The following is a 16,059-nucleotide window of genomic DNA, read 5'->3' as shown; positions in this document are numbered from 1 at the left end:
TTGAACGTAGAACACTACATTACAAATAGTTAACTCAATATCGTGGAACATTACCCCCGTTTATTTAATAAAGGCCAACATCGTAGGTAGCGTCGCTTTGGTCATAGTGTGCCCAATAACAAAAAGAAGACACTTTGTTACAGTTACGTTTGAAGTCTTCTTTCTCAATTAAATAAGTTCCAGTTTTTGTAGGAATATGTAATATACTTAACCGTTCGAGATAATCAGTAAAAGACGTATTAGTAATGAAGTATAGCCCTATTGTGCCTTTTAATGGGCTACAGTAGTTCATGTAAGTGGTTTTTAATTTGGGTTTTGACCATTTTTGTCCGTTGCGCATTCCCTCAATTTCTCCATCATAATCTGATAAATCAAACTTAAACGTGGGTTCTTTATGGCAACCGAAAAGTAGAAGTAACGCTGTTACAATGACGTGATTGACGTATATTTTCATGGCTTTTGGTGGTAATTTTCACCAGCTCGCGTTACTTTAAGCCGCGAGCTGAAATGAATGTTATTGAACAACTGAAAACTTTTGAACGAATGCGCCGTTTGCCGTATTTAAACGAACTAAATAAATACCATTTGCTAAATTTTGTAGCGAAACCACTTGTTGGGTAGTTCCTTTCGATAAAATCCCTTTGAGTAAATTTTTAACTACTCTCCCTGTAAGATCAATGACTTCCAATGTTCCGTATTGGTCTGCTTCTAATGTATATTCAATAGTAACTTCTTTGGTAGCTGGGTTGGGAAAAGTGTTCAATTTAATTCCGTCTATTTTGTCAGGTTTAATCAAAGGTTTCCAAACAATAGGTGCCAAAGGGGGAGTCACTTCATTAGAAGTAGCCAGTCGTGCGCCGCCTTGTGAGTAATCAATGTAAATAGTAGTGTAAGCGTTAGCTGTTTGGCCGTCCGAAGAAGAAATATGCAGCCATACATAATAATAATTGTTACCCGTCCACGGGAGATATTCGGAAAAATACTCTCCTGTCCCTCGTACACTACTCCAGTTGAATCCATCAGTACTTGTACGCCATTCAAAACTATACGGCTGATTACCACACGATACTATTGCTTCCCACGTATAACTATTATAAACGTAACCATAGGTTGGCCCCTCCATAGCCCCCCACAGGATATTGGGTTCTGAGCGAAAATTTCTAACGGTTGAAGAGGCTTCATACAGTTGTCTTGCGTTATGTTCACTCGCATAAGTGCCCGTTGGAGTTCCAGAAAATGATACTTCTGGGTTTGAGAAATTTTCAATGATAGAGGCATTGGCATCACTATACATCATTGTATTGCGGTATTGCAAAAATAAACCAGGTATAAAACGATAAGCGTGAGCATACGGGTTGCCGCCTGAGTCTATAAAAACTGTATGACGGCAGCCAAATAAATGTCCTACCTCATGGGCAAAAATTTTCTGACTTACTGCTTGTTGCATTTGGACGATTGCGTAAGCAAGTGAGTCATTGGGATTGTTATCGGCAGCAGCTCCTCCGACAATATCGAGATGCTCTTGACATAATAAAACTACAATATCTGCCTTGTACTGATTTCGTAAACTTTTAGCTGTACTATTATTTGATAATTGCCCTGCATCAAACTTCATATCGTTTGAAAACGAAAAATTATTGAATTGAAGAGTTGCGGCAATAGTTGCAGAGCCGTCTCCAGAAATGTTACTTCTATAGACGGTATTATTGTATTGGCTAACTGTATTAGAAGCGACATCAAAAGGATTCAGTCCCGTTTCCTGAACAGCTTCTGGAGTATATAGAACCAAGATGCGAATGGGGCCTGTACAAGGAGCAATCCTAGCATTTTTTAAGTCAGCGATACTTTGTCTTCCATTTTTATGAATTTTTTCGGAGGTGCCACACCCTTTTTTAAGAATCGCAGAGTTATGTTTCACTAAAACGTGTTTGGGCTCTGATTCACCTATGTTCATTATTTCAAACTCACCTTCGTCTGGAATAGAAATATAACCGTTGTATCTATCTTTAGATCTTTTAATTACGATACTACCGAGTCCATCTTTGGTAGTAGCAAACCACTGATATTCATTAGGGGATATATACTCCATTCTAAGGGTTTGGGCATCAATTCGTTTTGATAATTTAGGCAGTGAAAATGAAACGCGTCCATTTAGCTGTTTTTAAACAAATCGTCAAAATCGACTAAAGAAACATCATCGAAGCCTTTATTGGTTTTTAACTTTTCCCATTTTTTCTGCTCACTAGCAGACAGAGCCGTTGTTTCTCGTTTGATTTTGAAAAATTCGTCTTGCGAAATAGCAAGAATAGGTAAGCCTAGCAAGCAGATTAGCAGAATTGCAATTAGTGGATTAGTGAACTTTTTCATAGATAAACGTTGTTTGTGTTTGATTTCGCCTCAAAACTAATGAATATGTTTTCGCCATGTTAGCGTAAAAATACCTGTTTTATTAAAAAGTTAGTTTTTTCTTTTTGTCGAGACTTTTATTTGTACAGCAGAAAAATAGGTGACTGAAACGACCCACTTACTTGTAAGGTATCGGGAAAAGCCTTGTAGTATTTGTAGCTTACCACAAGAGATATATTAAAAAAGGCTATTAATTACCTAGAAGATAACTGACAAATTCTTTACTATACAGGCATGTTTCAAGATTCAACAGAACCACGTCTGTTTTGACTGTTTCCCCATATTCATTTTCAACATCAACAGGAATTATATACTTTGTAATGGGAACGTCGGGTTTATATTCGGAGTTTTCAGCTTCATCAAACCATCTATTAAACAGGCCACTCCTTTTCTGCTGCCTACCATCACTATAATCACAAACATAAATGATGCTTGAATGGATGTTGTTATCCACATATTCCTTCAATATGGCTAGAATAGTGTATTTTACCTTTACATCTCGCGTAGGAACGTCGGAACTGTGATTAGCTGATATGATGTCAAATCCAAATTCTTTAATGAAGCCACGGTAATTTGGGTTATTAGGTAGGTATTTTTCGCCTCCAACAAAATAAACGCCATAGACTAGCCCCGAATCAGTTGTAAATTCGAATATAGTAGCAAATTGACTCGAAGTACGGGTGTAACTATAGTGCTTAACTGAGCTTGATGCCTTGTGCATTTAATTCTTCGCTGGTTATTTCGCCGCGAAAATGGGCAAAAATAGCCTTTTTATTATCTAACATTTTTGAGGCCATGTTAGACTGTTTGCTACCCTTCTTGAAGGTCTTGTTTTTGGGAGTGTCTATGGTTTTCATGTCCTTGCAGTATTTGGTCTGTATGATACAAATGTACTACATAAATTAGACAATAAAAGTTTTAAGGGCTAGGGCCAAAATGTTAGTTTTTGTTTTGAAAGTTAAAAAATCAATTCTACGTCTTAAATTGCGCCATTCGTCCCATTTTTGGGAGGTAAAACAATAAATTTTGCCAACTTCGAGTTTTTAAGTATCAAATTGTGATTAACAATACGCACTTAACAGCCCAAACCATCCAATATGAGCTTCTTTGAACGTGTCAAAGCCTATTTTAGTCGCGATAACTTTCAAAAAGACCCTGAATTGGTGTCTTTTGATGAACTAGAGCCGTCCCAAGCTGTTCAAACAGCACCTGCGTCTGCTACGGCAGTTACATCAATGCCTTCTTTGCCTAGCACGGGGGCAGTTACGCCTTCGGTACTGTCTGCCTCAACCCAACCAATGTTGGCGGAAGACTCGCTCGCTGAGACTAAATCGTGGGCGATGACGCCCCCTAACCAAAAAATCGAATGGCCAAATTGGCTGGAAGATGAAACCCTGCTGCGTGATGAAGGGGTGATTTTTGGTTTGTCTGAATCAAAAGCCGAGGAAAAAGTAGCGATTATCCGCAACTACTTTGTCCACCAAATGGCCGATTGGGAGCGAGAAGTGGAGCGTCACGGGGAGAAAATTCAAGAGCTTAACCTGTTTATTGAGCAAAAAGAAAATCGTATCAACGAGCTCAAGGAAAAATGTTCGGACTTGGAATGTCGTAACCACGACGGCGAACATCAATTGCCCCGTACCATTGTAGGTTTGGCTTTTTCGGCGGCGATGTGTGTAGGTAATTACTTCTTAATTGATGACACTTTGCGTCCGCTGTATCCCAATAGTCAATGGATTGCGGTGGGGGTGTTTTTGGCAGGGATGTTCAATTTATTTGGTCGCGTGTCGTTGTTTCACGATACTGAAAGCACCGTTTCGTGGCGGCGAATGCTCGAAGAAGTTGGGATGCCGTTTGCTGCTGCCTTGTTTGTGTTTGTGCAAGCTATTCAAAATCAAGGTGTTTGGCGGGCGAGTGCGTTGTTTGTTTTTGTATTTTTCTTGTTTTTGTTTGCGGGCAAATTGTTGTTGAGTAACATTACGGTGTTGCGAAATGACTTGAAAATATGGTTGACAGGAACAAATTTGAAGAAAGAAAAATCAACCAAAACAGAAACGTGGGACGGTGAAGTGGCGCGATTAACGGCCGAAATTGATGGGTTACGGGTGCAAAAATGGCAGATTTTGCCCAATCTCAACAAAGCTGAAGCCGAATTAGCCCGTTTGAATGCCCGTCGCGATGCACTTATCAAATTGTTTGAAAGTGAGTTTTACTTGGCACGCCAACTCCGCGACCGTTTGACCGATAAACAATGGCGTGAGTTTGAAAAAGGATTTGAGTAAGGGCTTTTTATTTAGTCACCAACAACCATGGAAGAGAACCAACAACATACCGAAAAACCTGATTTTTTGCACGGATACAATAGTGGCGTAGAAGGGTCGGAAAACCGTAGCCCTTACGAAAGCTATTTGTCGAGCCAGATACATTACAATTGGCTAGTACAGCGAGTTACTGATCGTCGAAATGAAGCACAACGTGTTGAAAATCAAATAGAAGAGACGATAGTAAAACGTAAAGTTGCGTATGACCGTTTGCAAGAGTTTGTACAGCGTTTTACCAAATCGACCAAACGTTTGGCTGATTTAATAACGCAACGTGACCAGATTGATGAAGAAACAGAAGCCCTGCGTAATCGTCGTAAGCAAACCCAGTCAGAGTATTCGCTATTGGCAGGTTTGTTCTTCTTTGCGGCAGGGTTAGCCTTTGTGTTTGGAGACTTGATTATCTCGCACGAAATCGTTGCCTATGCCCTCAACATCCGCAATAACTACGAAGCGTGGGCCTTTGCGATTGGTTTGGCCATGATTTCTATTTTGCTCAAACCCGCCTACGACCGTTTGATTGAAAAACCTTATACTGACCAGCATACCCAACAAGCGCGTTCGCGTTATGCGTGGTTTAAGGTAGGCTTGGCAGGGTTTGCGATTGTGACATTGGGGATTTTGGGCTGGTTTCGCTACGAGGCGTACCGCACCGACAAATTGAAGGAAGCGATTAATAAGTCGGTAAAAAACTTGCAGCTGAATGCAACCCCGCTGGATCCAACGGCATCGATTACCCCTGCGCAGCAGCAAGCTTTATTGCAAAAAATTGAGCAGCAATTACTACGCTCCGACGAACTCAATTTAGGATTAGTCAATAGTCCTTGGGCGTTGGCTTCGTTTGTCCTGAGTGGTATTTTGTTTGCCTTGGCAGGAGCAGTTTCGCTCGGAATGGCCTTGCCCGTTTTGCAAAATTTCTGGTATCGTTGGTTGCAAATTGATCCACGTTTGGGGCGCTTGCGTCGCCGCCGTAAAAAATTGGTAAAAGAAATTGAAGGCGCTGAAAAAGAAGTGGCCGAAGACACAACTCAGAAGGATATTTTGGCGCACGAGTTAGAAATACTTCCTAATTTGGACGATTTACGTGCCGAACGTCTCAAGCTTCGCGATGAACTTGATCAACTGATTGAAACGACCCGTTTGGCGCAAACTGATAGCCGCATTGCTTCGTTTAACGACGGGTACGCCAAAGGTGAGATTGCCCGCGAAATGATGAACGAAGAGGAGTTTACCCAGTTTAGAAACTCGGTGATGAACACGCACAATTTGGCCTTAAAGGCATCAACCGCCGCCGACCGTAGCATCAATTACTTGACAACGGGCTCAGGCAAGAAAGGAAATTCACTTCGTCCGCATCAAATGATTCGGAAAATGATTACCGATGAGTTTAGAGGAGAAGGAGAATAGGGTGAGAATGTCGAGTGGGAGAGTGCAGAGTGTCGAATGATAGCAACAAAAAAGGAGGGCTTGCCCTCCTTTTTTGTTGCCTAATTGATTGCTTGTCCTTGTTCTAATTTTTTTATCATGGCTTCGACGCTGGTTTTGTTGAGGGCGTCGGGTGCTTGAGGAAGCGCGGCTTTCATGTATTCTAACGCTTTTTTACTGTCGCCAATGGCCGAATAACCACGCGACAGCCCTACGTTGGTGGTGAATTTGTTGGGATTTTTATCGTAGTTGACTTTAAATACCTCAAAGGCTTCTCGGGCGCGTTGGGCTGCCAGTAAGGTTCGGGCATATTGGTGGAGTTCGTTCATCGACCCTAGCGGCAGGGCTTCCTTCATGAGTGCGTCGGCATCGGCGGTTTTGTTCATTTTCAACAATACGCCCGCTTTGGCGCTCAGGGTTTGGAAGTTTTTTTGCCCGATAAATGGAGCTGAAATACCTTGGTCGGCCCAAGCCAAAGCTTTGTCGAGGGCGATGTTGTGTTGAACACAGTAATTGGCCGCCTCCACAAACCCTTGCCACGCAAACCCTGGCGTGTTGCGAAGTTCGTTGGCAAAAGACGCCACTTGTGCTGCATGAACGTCGGTTTCTACCTTGAACGCAATTTGGCGCTTTTCCCACTGCATTGCTACGGTTAAGCCGTTTTCGGTTTGGTTAGTGAACTCGTATTTGAGCCATTCCACGCTTTGGGGTAATGACTGGTTTTTGACCGTTACGCGTAAGGCATCTTCGGCTGGGTCATAATAAAAGCTGCCCCATGAAGTGTAATTTTTCGAGAAAACGAGCGTAGTTTCGTTCTCTCCCAAAACCATGTGCAAGCCATAGGTACCTGCGGGAAGGTCTTGGCCTTCGATTTTTACGGGGTACGAAAACGAAATGGCGGTGTTTTCGTTGGCTCCTGCGCGCCAAGGTGCCGCTTTACTGGTACCAAACCCCAAATCGTTGAGGCCGTAAGGGGCTATCGGTGTTCCCCAAATCTTGCCTTCGCGCCCTTTGACCCCAGGGCGATGGTAAGAAATATCGACTTTGACGACACCAATGTATTCCGAAACAGAGGCTTTTTTATTGCCACCATCGGGTGCGGTAGTGAGGCGACCTTGGGCGTGAAGCAACATTGCGCTGACCATGAGCCAGCCAAACAGTAGAAAAAAGTATCTCATGGGTGATGAAGTTTTGTGTTGCCGCGAAATTGGACAAAATTACTAGCTTCTACATCCCCCTTTTTGTGGTATTTTTTAAAATTATAAGGCGATATTGATATTGCTCAAAATCAGTGGATTGCCCCCCGTTTCCCCAACTCAATCACCTCCATTTGGTTGATTTTACCGCTGTCCAAAACAAACCGCAAAAGAGTACGGATTTTGTGAAACCCTTCGCGGCCCGCTGCGCCTGGATTCAGGTACAGCATGTTGTTGAGTTGCGGATCGCGCATGACGCGGAGGATGTGCGAATGGCCACACACAAAAATATCGGGAGTCATATTCTTTAATTCGGGCCGAACGTGCGGGTTGTATTTTGGGGGCGCTCCACCAATGTGCGTCATCCATACCCGAAACCCCTCTAACTCAAAACGTTGGTGTTCGGGGGCTTGCCAGCGGATTTCTTTGGCGTCGATATTGCCATATACCGCCCGAAGTGGTTTAAATTGGGCTAGTTTGTCCAAAATCTCAACGCTACCAACATCGCCCGCGTGCCAGATTTCGTCACATTCGTCAAAATGGGTAAAAACAGCGTCGTCTAAATAATGGTGCGTGTCAGAAATAAGACCAATACGTTTCATAGAAAATGTCGAATTGAGTGTCGAGTGTCGAAGGCAGAATGTCGATTTTTGAATTAGAAGTACTTATTTCAACAATGTTTGAAGTGCCATGCCGCTCATGATGAGGACGACTAGCCAGCCTGCAAGTTGCAGCCAAAATGGATGTCGGTATTCCCCGACGAGGCGTTTGTTGCGAGCAGCGATAAGCATCACCGAAAGCGCAATGGGTAGAATAAATCCATTGACCGTTCCTACAAATACTAAAATTTGTACGGGTTTTCCGATGGCGATAAATATAAGGGTAGAAAGGGCGATAAAACCGACCGTGATATAGCGATGATTACGTTCGAGGGTAGGGTGGAAAGTCCGTAAAAATGAAACCGACGTATAGGCCGAACCAATGACCGAAGTGATGGCGGCACTCCACATGAGTACCCCGAATAGCCGATAGCCCGTTTGGCCCGCAGCCAACTGAAACACCGACGCGGGTGGGTTGTCTTTGCTTAACGTAAGTCCCATGGCAACCACGCCCAACGTAGCTAAAAACAGAAAATAACGAATGACGGAGGTGACCAAAATGCCCGTGGTCGCACTGCGATTGACTTGGGGAAGGTAGTGTGCTCCTTTGATGCCCGCTTCCAACAAACGATGTCCGCCCGCAAACGTAATGTAGCCGCCAACCGTGCCGCCGACGAGCGTGATGGTGGCGATGGGGTCAAACTGTTGGGGAGCAACGGTTCGCAAGATGGCTTCCCCCACGGGAGGGTTGGCCGAAAAGACTACGTAAGCAATAAGCAGGAGCATTAAAATGCCTAGGTATTTGGCAAAATTGTCCATGGCTTTGCCTGCTTCGGGAAGTAGAAATAGGGCGATTCCAATCGCCGCACTTACCAACGCTCCGATTTTTACATCTAACCCGCTCATGGCTTCAATTCCCAAACCTGCACCCGCCACATTACCAATATTAAAAGCCAATCCACCCAGTACAATCAAGGCAGAAAGTAAGTAGCCCAACCCAAAAAATAAATCGTTGGCAATGTCTTGGGCGCGCTTTTCGGTAATGGCAATGATTCGCCAAATATTGAGTTGAGCCCCTAGGTCAAGCAGAATAGACAGGAGAATGACAAAGCCAAAATTAGCAAGTAACTGTTGCGTAAAAACGGTAGTTTGTGTCAAAAAACCTGGCCCAACGGCGGAAGTCGCCATCAGGAATGCCGCGCCAAGCATGGTATTGGTAGAGGAGTTACTTTTGGGTGGTAAAGGCATTACAGGTAATTTTTAGCTGGTTATCAGAATGAACTTCCTAATAACCGAAAAAAAATCTTGTAAATCAGGTTAAACGCATAAAAAAAGTAGCCTCAGGGAGGCTAAATCTTAGTAGAAAAAGAGGGGGGTGGATTTGATTCATTTTTCTACTAAGATGTAGCTCCTCTGGAGTAATGAATAGAGAATCTCTATTTTAATGCGTTCAACCTGCTTGTAAATAAAATCTTGGATTCGCTCCGATAGCGCGAAGCAGAGCCTTGTGCTATCAGGGTCATATAGAACGTATCCTCGATGGAAAACATTATTTCAAGAACAAAATCGTAATTTGCCAACCCAAATTGATTTCCGTTTCATAGGCTAAGAATATATTTACCAATCAAACTGCTGTCAAGAATGAAGAAAATAAGCTCATATCATGGGACTCTCTGGGAAATTGAGTTAAATGAAAATCTAGGATTTGGATATGTCCAAATTATAGATACCAAAATCTATAATGGGTGGGGATTTTTAGTGAAAATTTTGAATTGTCGTTCGGAAGTTCGAAAAAAGCACCTCTCAATAGAAGAGTTTTATGTTTGGGATATGTTAACTAGCCCCTTGATGGCGGCTGGAACAATTCCTCAAAAAGGAAACAAAATATGGAAAAAAATTGGCACCTTTCCACTTAATAATACAGATACACAAGTTCCTGTTTGTAAAGAAGGAGGTTGGGATTATGAAGAAGAAAAAGAAGTATGGTCTATAATTAAAAATTTGACACCACAGGACTGGGAGGATGGTTGTTCCTTTGAGCAAATAAAGCATTTAGGGTATTACAATCCAGTGATTTTTTTACACTCAATTCACCATCGTATTACTATGGAATGGATGAAAGTTTTAGGAATGGACTTTGAAAATTACCATACAACTGAATCTGACCAAGAACATATCCGAACTATGAAAGAACAAGTAAAATATAGTGTTCCATACTCAGAAGTCCCTATTGAAATTAGGGGTAAAGTAAAACTGTAATTCACCCAAGTTGTGCGTAGTGTTCTTTTGAACACTGCGTACAAAACATAAATAGCCCGCACCGGCGGCTCGGGTCTGTGACGGCCCGACCAAAGTAGAATATCAATAAAATAACCGTAAAACTCATGGCCTTTGCGCGTAGAATTCAAAATCCAGAAGGGCTATATTTCATAACTTTTGCTACCGTGCAATGGCGGGGCCGCCCGTGCGATAGACGTATTTACCCGAAGTACTTATATTGACATCGTTTTAGACAGTCTAAGATACTGTCAAAAAGAAAAAGGCTTACGGGTTCATGCGTGGTGTATCATGAGTAATCATGTGCACTTGATGATTTCTACGAAATTTGGTAGCAATCCATCGGATGTTTTGAGAGACTTCAAAAAGTTCACTTCAAAGCAAATTATAGCAGCAATAGAAGACAAAGAGCAACCTGAAAGCCGTCGAGGCTGGCTTTTATGGTTGTTTCGTCAAGCAGGGGAAGCTAATGCCAAGAACACCACCTATCAACCGCGTCGGCGGCCCGATTTGGCAACAGGAAAATCATCCCATTGAACTGATTAGCAACAAATTTATTGACCAGAAGTTTCAATATATCCACGAGAACCCTGTAAAAGCAGGATTGGTAGATGAACCTTGGGAATATCGTTTTTCTTCAGCACGAGATTACATGCACAATCAAAAAAGGCTATTAGAGGTAGAATTACTATGAAATTAAGGTATTTGGAGAGTTTATCAGGCTTGGTCGGGCCGTTACATGGGACCGCCCACGCGGACGGCCTTTTATACTCAGTACGCAGTGTTCTGTCGAACACTACGCACAACCTTTGTGGAACTGATGACCCTGAAGTATTTGCTATGGATATTGGTGACGAACCGATAATTAAAAAACTAGGAGATAAATTTTCTGAGTTCATTAAGTATGTTATTGGCAAAAGATTAAAAAGGGAGTCTTGGTAAAATATAATAGTTGTTCATTTTAAAAAAGTTTTACTTAATTTCAAAAAATGAGCTGATTTACTTAAAACCCTAAAAAAATGAAACGAGAAGACCTAAATTACAGCTTAGATATGTGGATGGAGGAAGATTTGCGTTTTTTTTCTCCCTTTAAGCAATCTATTGGAGTAACAAAACAATGTTTCATTAAAGCCTGTGAAAAACAGAATTGGCCATTTGGTATTGGTGGAGAGCCTTTTAAGGAAAAATACTACGGTTGGTGTCAACGTGTTGAACCTACAGAAAAAGAGGTTATTTCATTAGTAATTGAGTGCTCTGATTATACTCTCAATTGGTTTGAAAATCAGAAATATAATCCTAAAGCTCATATTTCTGATAGTTGTTATTATATCATGTATTTTGATTTTTGTTATGATCGTGAGTTTATGCTGGATTTTGCTATTGCCTTCTTAGAAGAAAATCCTACTTCCTATGCGGAAACTCTTTGGGCTAACGATACAACCTATTTTGATGAATATACTTTGGCAGATTTGTATGAAATCAAACGATTAGGTTATGCAAATAATTGGGCATGGTATCGACGCGGAAAGCCCGCAGAGGAGTAGAGTAATCATTGATTATCCTATTTTTTCAATTACTTTAAGAATATATAGGAATTAGTATTACGAGATAAAAAATAAATTATATCTCTTAGTAATTAACCTTTTATGACCCCCAAACACATTCAATAATTCATTTCATTTAACCATTTATTTATGTTCAAACACCTTGCTGCTTTTTTCATTATTGCTGTTTTATTTGTCGGCTGTAGCTCCAAATCAGAGGAGTGCGTTGCCCCCGCCATTGATAAAAATCTGGTAGGTACCTGGAAAGGGTAAAGTCAAGGAAAACACCTGTACCAAAATAGTCCTCGACGTTTTTGGTTTGTACACCGTCGAACTTACGAAATAAACTTCTCTTTCACGAGGTACCTCCGATAGCTCGAACGTCCTGCTGTTGCTGAATATCAGAAGGCTTCTAGCCTAGTCAACAAAAAAGGCTGTAAGCCTTCTGACAACTATCACGAGGCAAGAACCTCGCGCTATCGGTAGAAGCTTGCAAAAAAAAGGTGTGAGCGTCACGCTGCATCGAAGGAGGAAATCTAACGTTACTTTAGACCCCTCCTTCGTCGGGGTGACAAAAAGTAGGGAATGACAATGAAATGGGGCGACAAAAAAGCCTTTCAATAGTCAATTTTATAGGAAACTAGGCACCCAAAATCAACTCCTTCATCTCCACTCGAATTCGTTTTTTGTCAATTTTCCCCACCGATGTTTTAGGAATTTCGGGGACAAAAACGATATTGTCAGGGACGTACCACTTGTTGATTTCGCCACTATCTACGCGGGCTTGTAAACCTGCTTTGATGCCTTCGGGGGTAAGTTTGTCTTGGTAGTCGGGCTTGATTACCAAAATCGCGTGCGGCCGCTCGCCCCAGCGTGGGTCAGGAAAACCAACAACCGCCGATTCGGCCACCCCTTCCACTTGGGAAAGCAAATTCTCAATGTCGAGGGACGACACCCATTCTCCGCCCGTTTTAATCACGTCTTTGACGCGGTCAGCAATCGTAACGTAATAATCTGTACCAATCGCCGCTACGTCGCCCGTGTGCAGCCAGCCGCCCGCCCAGAGTTTTTCGGAGGCTTCAGGGTCTTTATAATAGCCCTGCGTCATCCACGGGCCACGCGCGACCAATTCTCCCACGGCGTCGCCATCGTGAGGGAGCGAGTTGCCATCGTCGTCGATAATATCCAGCTCCACAAACGGGGCAATTTTTCCCGCTTTGGTTCGGAATGGAAGTTGTTCGTCGGTACCCAATTGAAGCTGTTCGTCGGTAAGGTGAACCACCGACATAATAGGCGCCGTTTCTGACATCCCATAGCCTTGTGTTACGTTGATGCCCAGTTCTAAGGCTGCTTTGGCAAGTCCTTTCGTAAGGGCCGAGCCACCAATCAAGACACTCCATTTACTCAAATCCACTTGTTTTGCCACGGGGCTATTGACCAACATATTGAGGATGGTCGGAACACAGTGCGAGAAGGTTACCTTTTCTTTCAACAACAACCTCAAGAGCATTTCGGGCTCGTACCGCCCAGGATACACCTGTTTGAAATTGAGCATGGTCGCCAAATAAGGGAACCCCCAACCGTGTACGTGAAACAACGGCGTGATGGGCATATAGACATCGCGGTGGTCGAGTGGCAAGGCGCGGTAGCCTGGAAAATACGCCAATAAACAAAACGTGTGCATGACTAATTGACGATGCGAAAAGTAAACGCCTTTGGGATTGCCCGTTGTACCTGTAGTATAAAAGGTAGTTGCTAAACTATTTTCGTCAAAATCAGGGAAATCAAAGTCGTCTGAGGCACCACTGAGCAAGTTCTCGTACTCGCCTTCAAGACGAAAACTGGTGGTAACCAACGGCGCATTGGGGTCTTGATACACTTTATCACTGATAATGATAAATTTCTCGACGGTGGTAAGTTGGTCTTTGATGGCTTCGATGATTGGCACAAAATCTTCATGAATAATCACTACCTTATCGTCGGCATGATTCATGGTATAAAGAATTTGGGCAGGAGAAAGCCGAACGTTGATCGTGTGCAACACCGCCCCTAAGCAAGGAATTGCAAAGAAACACTCCAAGTAACGGTGACTGTCCCAGTCCATGACCGCCACGGTATCACCTCCTTTTACCCCTAGTTCAGTGAGAACATTCGCCAGTTGACGTACCCGTTTGTCGAAGGTGGTATAATTCATCCGAAACAAGTCTCGATAGACAATCTCCCGTTGTGGATTGTATTTAGTGACTTGGTTGAATAACATCTTGATAGTCAACGGTGGGTCGTAGGCCGAGTGCGTGCGGGGAATAATACGCGTCTGAATCATCGCTAGTTAAAGGTTTGTTGTTTGGGTAAATTTATGTTTTTTCTTTGAATCACTATAAAAAATAAAGAGAGGTACCAAAAATAACTTTTGCGTAAAAAACCTCCCGAAAAATAATGAGCAGTTGGGAGGCTTCCTTGCCGTGTAAATTAACTTGCTTATAAAGAGAGGTTTATAATTGGTGGTACTTGATTTTGGTATATTTATGTATGTTGATTAAGTCTAAGGCGTTTTTTATAAGTAGTTGATATTTATGGTAGTTAAATATTTTTTTATTTTTTTTGTGATATAAATAAAAGTTTGGCACGTAAGTTGTTTAAAAGAAAAGCATAGCTCACAAAAATACTTTGGAATGAAGCAGATTTTAGGAGTAGGTTCTCGGGTACGTCATAGCGAGTTTGGCGATGGGGTAGTGATAAATGTGAAATCAAGTAGTTATAGCATCACCTTTATTGAGCACGGGAACAAGGTCATTAAATTAGACACTCCTTTGGAGATTGTAGAAGCGGTAGAATTGGACACCGATTTGGTGAGTCTCTTCGACGTAGAACAATCTCTGACTAAAATCCTTCAAAAGTGGATGGATGCGAGCGAAGTAGTTCCGTTGGGAGATAAATGGAAAGGCGGAAAATTGATTTTAAAGCCTGGACGAAGTGACTTGGCTCCTAAGGAAATGACCATTGATAGTTTTTTCCATAAAATCGTGATGACCCGCGACCGCTTACGCGTATTGGAACAACGCATCAATGCCAGTAAACTAGATGACGAAGAAAAAGTAAATTTACAGCAGTACATCACCAAGATTTACGGTTCGATGACCTCCTTCAACCTGCTCTTCAAACATACTGAGCACTATTTTGTGGGGGAAAAATCTAGCGGTGATAACGCATAAAGAGCTTCTCAATTCACGTTTTTATGTGATTTGAATAAGGGGTAAAGTAAAAGCGGAGATCGCGGGGGGCCATGCCCCCCGCGACTTTTTTTTAGGCCCTTGGGTGGTATTTTGTCACTACTTCGCGGAGGTATTCGCGGTCGAGGTGGGTGTAGATTTCGGTCGTAGTAATGGATTCATGGCCGAGCATTTCTTGCACCGCCCGCAAATCGGCTCCTCCTTCAATCAGGTGAGTGGCAAAAGAATGTCGAAAAGTATGCGGACTGACTTTTTTGGGTATTCCAGCCACTTCAACCAAGTTTTTGATGATTAAAAATACCATAACGCGGGTAAGTTGCTTACCTCGACGGTTCAAAAACACAAAATCTTCGTGGCCTTTTTGTACTTCGAGCGCGCTACGGGTATGGTTGATATAAAGCAAAGTTTGTTTGACGGCATCGCTGCCAATGGGTACCAGGCGGGTTTTACTCCCTTTTCCAATGACCCGTAAAAAACCCGCATCGAAATAACAGTTGGTGATTTGTAAATCGACCAACTCAGATACCCGAAGCCCCGAACTGTACAGCACTTCCAACATGGCACGGTTGCGCATTCCTTCGGGGGTCGAGAGGTCATTGGCTTCTAACAACGCTAAAATTTCGGGGTAAGTGAGGACATCGGGCAAATGCCGCGACAAATGTGGAGACTCGATGAGCTGAGTTGGGTCGATGGTAAGAATATTTTCTAACAACAAATATTTAAAAAATGCTTTGAGTCCCGATAAAATTCGTGCTTGCGAATGAGCGGCCAGACCCAAATCGTGCAGGTAGCCCAAAAATCCCAAAATATCGAACTCAACCACTGCCGTGATTTCTTTTCCTCCCATCAATTCGACGTATTCGGCGAGTTTGGAGGCATCGCGTACGTAAGCTTCCACCGAGTTGTCGGCCAGACCGCGTTCGAGGAGTAAAAAATCTTTAAAGTGTTTTAGGTAAATATCCCACATAAATAGGCCCTCTTGATGATTGATGGCACAAAAGTACGGGCTTTTGAGGGGAAAATCAGGGGGCAGAAAAAACAAAAAGCTGCTCGAAATTTCG

At 42.7% G+C, this 16,059-nt stretch carries 17 protein-coding genes; 7 read left to right on the top strand and 10 right to left on the bottom strand.

Annotation, left to right across the window (positions count from 1 at the left end):
- Positions 1–64: 64 nt before the first annotated feature.
- The 5 genes from AC23P2_RS23050 to AC23P2_RS23030 form a co-directional block, all read right to left on the bottom strand.
- Positions 65–454 (bottom strand): hypothetical protein, encoded by a 390-nt coding sequence (locus AC23P2_RS23050; protein WP_487775386.1) that lies wholly within the window; start codon positions 452–454, stop codon positions 65–67.
- 60 nt (positions 455–514) lie between these two features.
- Positions 515–2,089 (bottom strand): zinc-dependent metalloprotease, encoded by a 1,575-nt coding sequence (locus AC23P2_RS23045; protein WP_487775385.1) that lies wholly within the window; start codon positions 2,087–2,089, stop codon positions 515–517.
- Between the two features lie 62 nt (positions 2,090–2,151).
- A complete protein-coding gene (locus tag AC23P2_RS23040) occupies positions 2,152–2,367 on the bottom strand; it encodes a hypothetical protein (RefSeq protein ID WP_487775384.1) in 216 nt (71 codons plus the stop codon).
- Positions 2,368–2,596: 229 nt separating this feature from the next.
- Positions 2,597–3,127: a DUF6169 family protein gene (locus tag AC23P2_RS23035; protein ID WP_487775383.1), complete on the bottom strand. Its 531-nt coding sequence runs from the start codon at positions 3,125–3,127 to the stop codon at positions 2,597–2,599.
- Positions 3,102–3,263, bottom strand: coding sequence for a hypothetical protein (locus AC23P2_RS23030; RefSeq protein ID WP_472487867.1), 162 nt, complete (start codon positions 3,261–3,263; stop codon positions 3,102–3,104). Before AC23P2_RS23030 ends, AC23P2_RS23035 begins: the two co-directional genes overlap by 26 nt.
- A 240-nt stretch (positions 3,264–3,503) precedes the next feature.
- Between AC23P2_RS23030 and AC23P2_RS23025 the strand changes: the two genes are divergently transcribed.
- Both AC23P2_RS23025 and AC23P2_RS23020 read left to right on the top strand, forming a co-directional pair.
- A complete protein-coding gene (locus tag AC23P2_RS23025) occupies positions 3,504–4,688 on the top strand; it encodes a hypothetical protein (RefSeq protein ID WP_487775382.1) in 1,185 nt (394 codons plus the stop codon).
- A gap of 27 nt (positions 4,689–4,715) precedes the next feature.
- Positions 4,716–6,134: a hypothetical protein gene (locus tag AC23P2_RS23020; protein WP_487775381.1), complete on the top strand. Its 1,419-nt coding sequence runs from the start codon at positions 4,716–4,718 to the stop codon at positions 6,132–6,134.
- Positions 6,135–6,214: 80 nt separating this feature from the next.
- Here AC23P2_RS23020 and AC23P2_RS23015 read toward each other — a convergent pair whose 3' ends face one another.
- The 3 genes from AC23P2_RS23015 to AC23P2_RS23005 all read right to left on the bottom strand — a co-directional run bounded on the left by AC23P2_RS23015 (position 6,215) and on the right by AC23P2_RS23005 (position 9,195).
- Positions 6,215–7,330 (bottom strand): DUF2911 domain-containing protein, encoded by a 1,116-nt coding sequence (locus AC23P2_RS23015; protein ID WP_487775380.1) that lies wholly within the window; start codon positions 7,328–7,330, stop codon positions 6,215–6,217.
- 110 nt (positions 7,331–7,440) lie between these two features.
- Complete coding sequence (locus AC23P2_RS23010; RefSeq protein ID WP_487775379.1) at positions 7,441–7,950, bottom strand: metallophosphoesterase family protein; 510 nt, start codon at positions 7,948–7,950, stop codon at positions 7,441–7,443.
- Positions 7,951–8,013: 63 nt separating this feature from the next.
- The gene (locus tag AC23P2_RS23005) at positions 8,014–9,195 is read right to left on the bottom strand and encodes an NRAMP family divalent metal transporter (protein ID WP_487775378.1); all 1,182 of its coding nucleotides are present in this window, start codon (positions 9,193–9,195) and stop codon (positions 8,014–8,016) included.
- 393 nt (positions 9,196–9,588) lie between these two features.
- On the opposite strand from AC23P2_RS23005, the gene AC23P2_RS23000 reads away from it, so the two are divergent.
- The 4 genes from AC23P2_RS23000 to AC23P2_RS22985 all read left to right on the top strand — a co-directional run bounded on the left by AC23P2_RS23000 (position 9,589) and on the right by AC23P2_RS22985 (position 11,768).
- Complete coding sequence (locus tag AC23P2_RS23000) at positions 9,589–10,206, top strand: hypothetical protein (protein ID WP_487775377.1); 618 nt, start codon at positions 9,589–9,591, stop codon at positions 10,204–10,206.
- Positions 10,207–10,383: 177 nt separating this feature from the next.
- Complete coding sequence (locus AC23P2_RS22995; RefSeq protein ID WP_487775376.1) at positions 10,384–10,761, top strand: transposase; 378 nt, start codon at positions 10,384–10,386, stop codon at positions 10,759–10,761.
- Positions 10,694–10,918, top strand: a complete 225-nt coding sequence (locus tag AC23P2_RS22990; protein WP_487775387.1) for a hypothetical protein — start codon at positions 10,694–10,696, stop codon at positions 10,916–10,918. The genes AC23P2_RS22995 and AC23P2_RS22990 overlap by 68 nt, the downstream gene beginning before the upstream one ends.
- 325 nt (positions 10,919–11,243) lie before the next feature.
- Entirely contained in the window at positions 11,244–11,768 is a 525-nt protein-coding gene (locus tag AC23P2_RS22985; protein ID WP_487775375.1) for a hypothetical protein, read from the top strand.
- Between the two features lie 640 nt (positions 11,769–12,408).
- Here the strand turns inward: AC23P2_RS22985 and AC23P2_RS22980 are convergent.
- Entirely contained in the window at positions 12,409–14,091 is a 1,683-nt protein-coding gene (locus AC23P2_RS22980) for a fatty acid--CoA ligase (protein ID WP_487775374.1), read from the bottom strand.
- 349 nt (positions 14,092–14,440) lie between these two features.
- On the opposite strand from AC23P2_RS22980, the gene AC23P2_RS22975 reads away from it, so the two are divergent.
- Positions 14,441–14,980 carry a hypothetical protein gene (locus AC23P2_RS22975; RefSeq protein ID WP_487775373.1) on the top strand — a complete coding sequence of 180 codons (540 nt, stop codon included), beginning with the start codon at positions 14,441–14,443 and terminating at the stop codon, positions 14,978–14,980.
- A 91-nt stretch (positions 14,981–15,071) separates the two neighbouring features.
- On the opposite strand, the gene xerD is transcribed toward AC23P2_RS22975, so the two are convergent.
- The gene (gene xerD, locus AC23P2_RS22970; protein WP_487775372.1) at positions 15,072–15,965 is read right to left on the bottom strand and encodes a site-specific tyrosine recombinase XerD; all 894 of its coding nucleotides are present in this window, start codon (positions 15,963–15,965) and stop codon (positions 15,072–15,074) included.
- Positions 15,966–16,059: the final 94 nt, after the last annotated feature.

It is taken from the genome of Runella sp. R0.1_18, assembly GCF_057652155.1.
This window is presented reverse-complemented; position numbering and strand designations above follow the sequence as displayed.

Coding starts and splice junctions, on each gene's coding strand:
- AC23P2_RS23035 (WP_487775383.1), bottom strand. CDS start 3,127: ATGCACAAGGCATCAAGCTCAGTTAAGCACTATAGTTACACCCGTACT.
- AC23P2_RS23050 (WP_487775386.1), bottom strand. CDS start 454: ATGAAAATATACGTCAATCACGTCATTGTAACAGCGTTACTTCTACTT.
- AC23P2_RS22975 (WP_487775373.1), top strand. CDS start 14,441: ATGAAGCAGATTTTAGGAGTAGGTTCTCGGGTACGTCATAGCGAGTTT.
- AC23P2_RS23015 (WP_487775380.1), bottom strand. CDS start 7,330: ATGAGATACTTTTTTCTACTGTTTGGCTGGCTCATGGTCAGCGCAATG.
- AC23P2_RS23005 (WP_487775378.1), bottom strand. CDS start 9,195: ATGCCTTTACCACCCAAAAGTAACTCCTCTACCAATACCATGCTTGGC.
- AC23P2_RS23010 (WP_487775379.1), bottom strand. CDS start 7,950: ATGAAACGTATTGGTCTTATTTCTGACACGCACCATTATTTAGACGAC.
- AC23P2_RS23045 (WP_487775385.1), bottom strand. CDS start 2,089: ATGGAGTATATATCCCCTAATGAATATCAGTGGTTTGCTACTACCAAA.
- AC23P2_RS22985 (WP_487775375.1), top strand. CDS start 11,244: ATGAAACGAGAAGACCTAAATTACAGCTTAGATATGTGGATGGAGGAA.
- AC23P2_RS22980 (WP_487775374.1), bottom strand. CDS start 14,091: ATGATTCAGACGCGTATTATTCCCCGCACGCACTCGGCCTACGACCCA.
- AC23P2_RS22990 (WP_487775387.1), top strand. CDS start 10,694: ATGCCAAGAACACCACCTATCAACCGCGTCGGCGGCCCGATTTGGCAA.
- AC23P2_RS23020 (WP_487775381.1), top strand. CDS start 4,716: ATGGAAGAGAACCAACAACATACCGAAAAACCTGATTTTTTGCACGGA.
- AC23P2_RS23040 (WP_487775384.1), bottom strand. CDS start 2,367: ATGAAAAAGTTCACTAATCCACTAATTGCAATTCTGCTAATCTGCTTG.
- AC23P2_RS23000 (WP_487775377.1), top strand. CDS start 9,589: ATGAAGAAAATAAGCTCATATCATGGGACTCTCTGGGAAATTGAGTTA.
- AC23P2_RS23025 (WP_487775382.1), top strand. CDS start 3,504: ATGAGCTTCTTTGAACGTGTCAAAGCCTATTTTAGTCGCGATAACTTT.
- xerD (WP_487775372.1), bottom strand. CDS start 15,965: ATGTGGGATATTTACCTAAAACACTTTAAAGATTTTTTACTCCTCGAA.
- AC23P2_RS23030 (WP_472487867.1), bottom strand. CDS start 3,263: ATGAAAACCATAGACACTCCCAAAAACAAGACCTTCAAGAAGGGTAGC.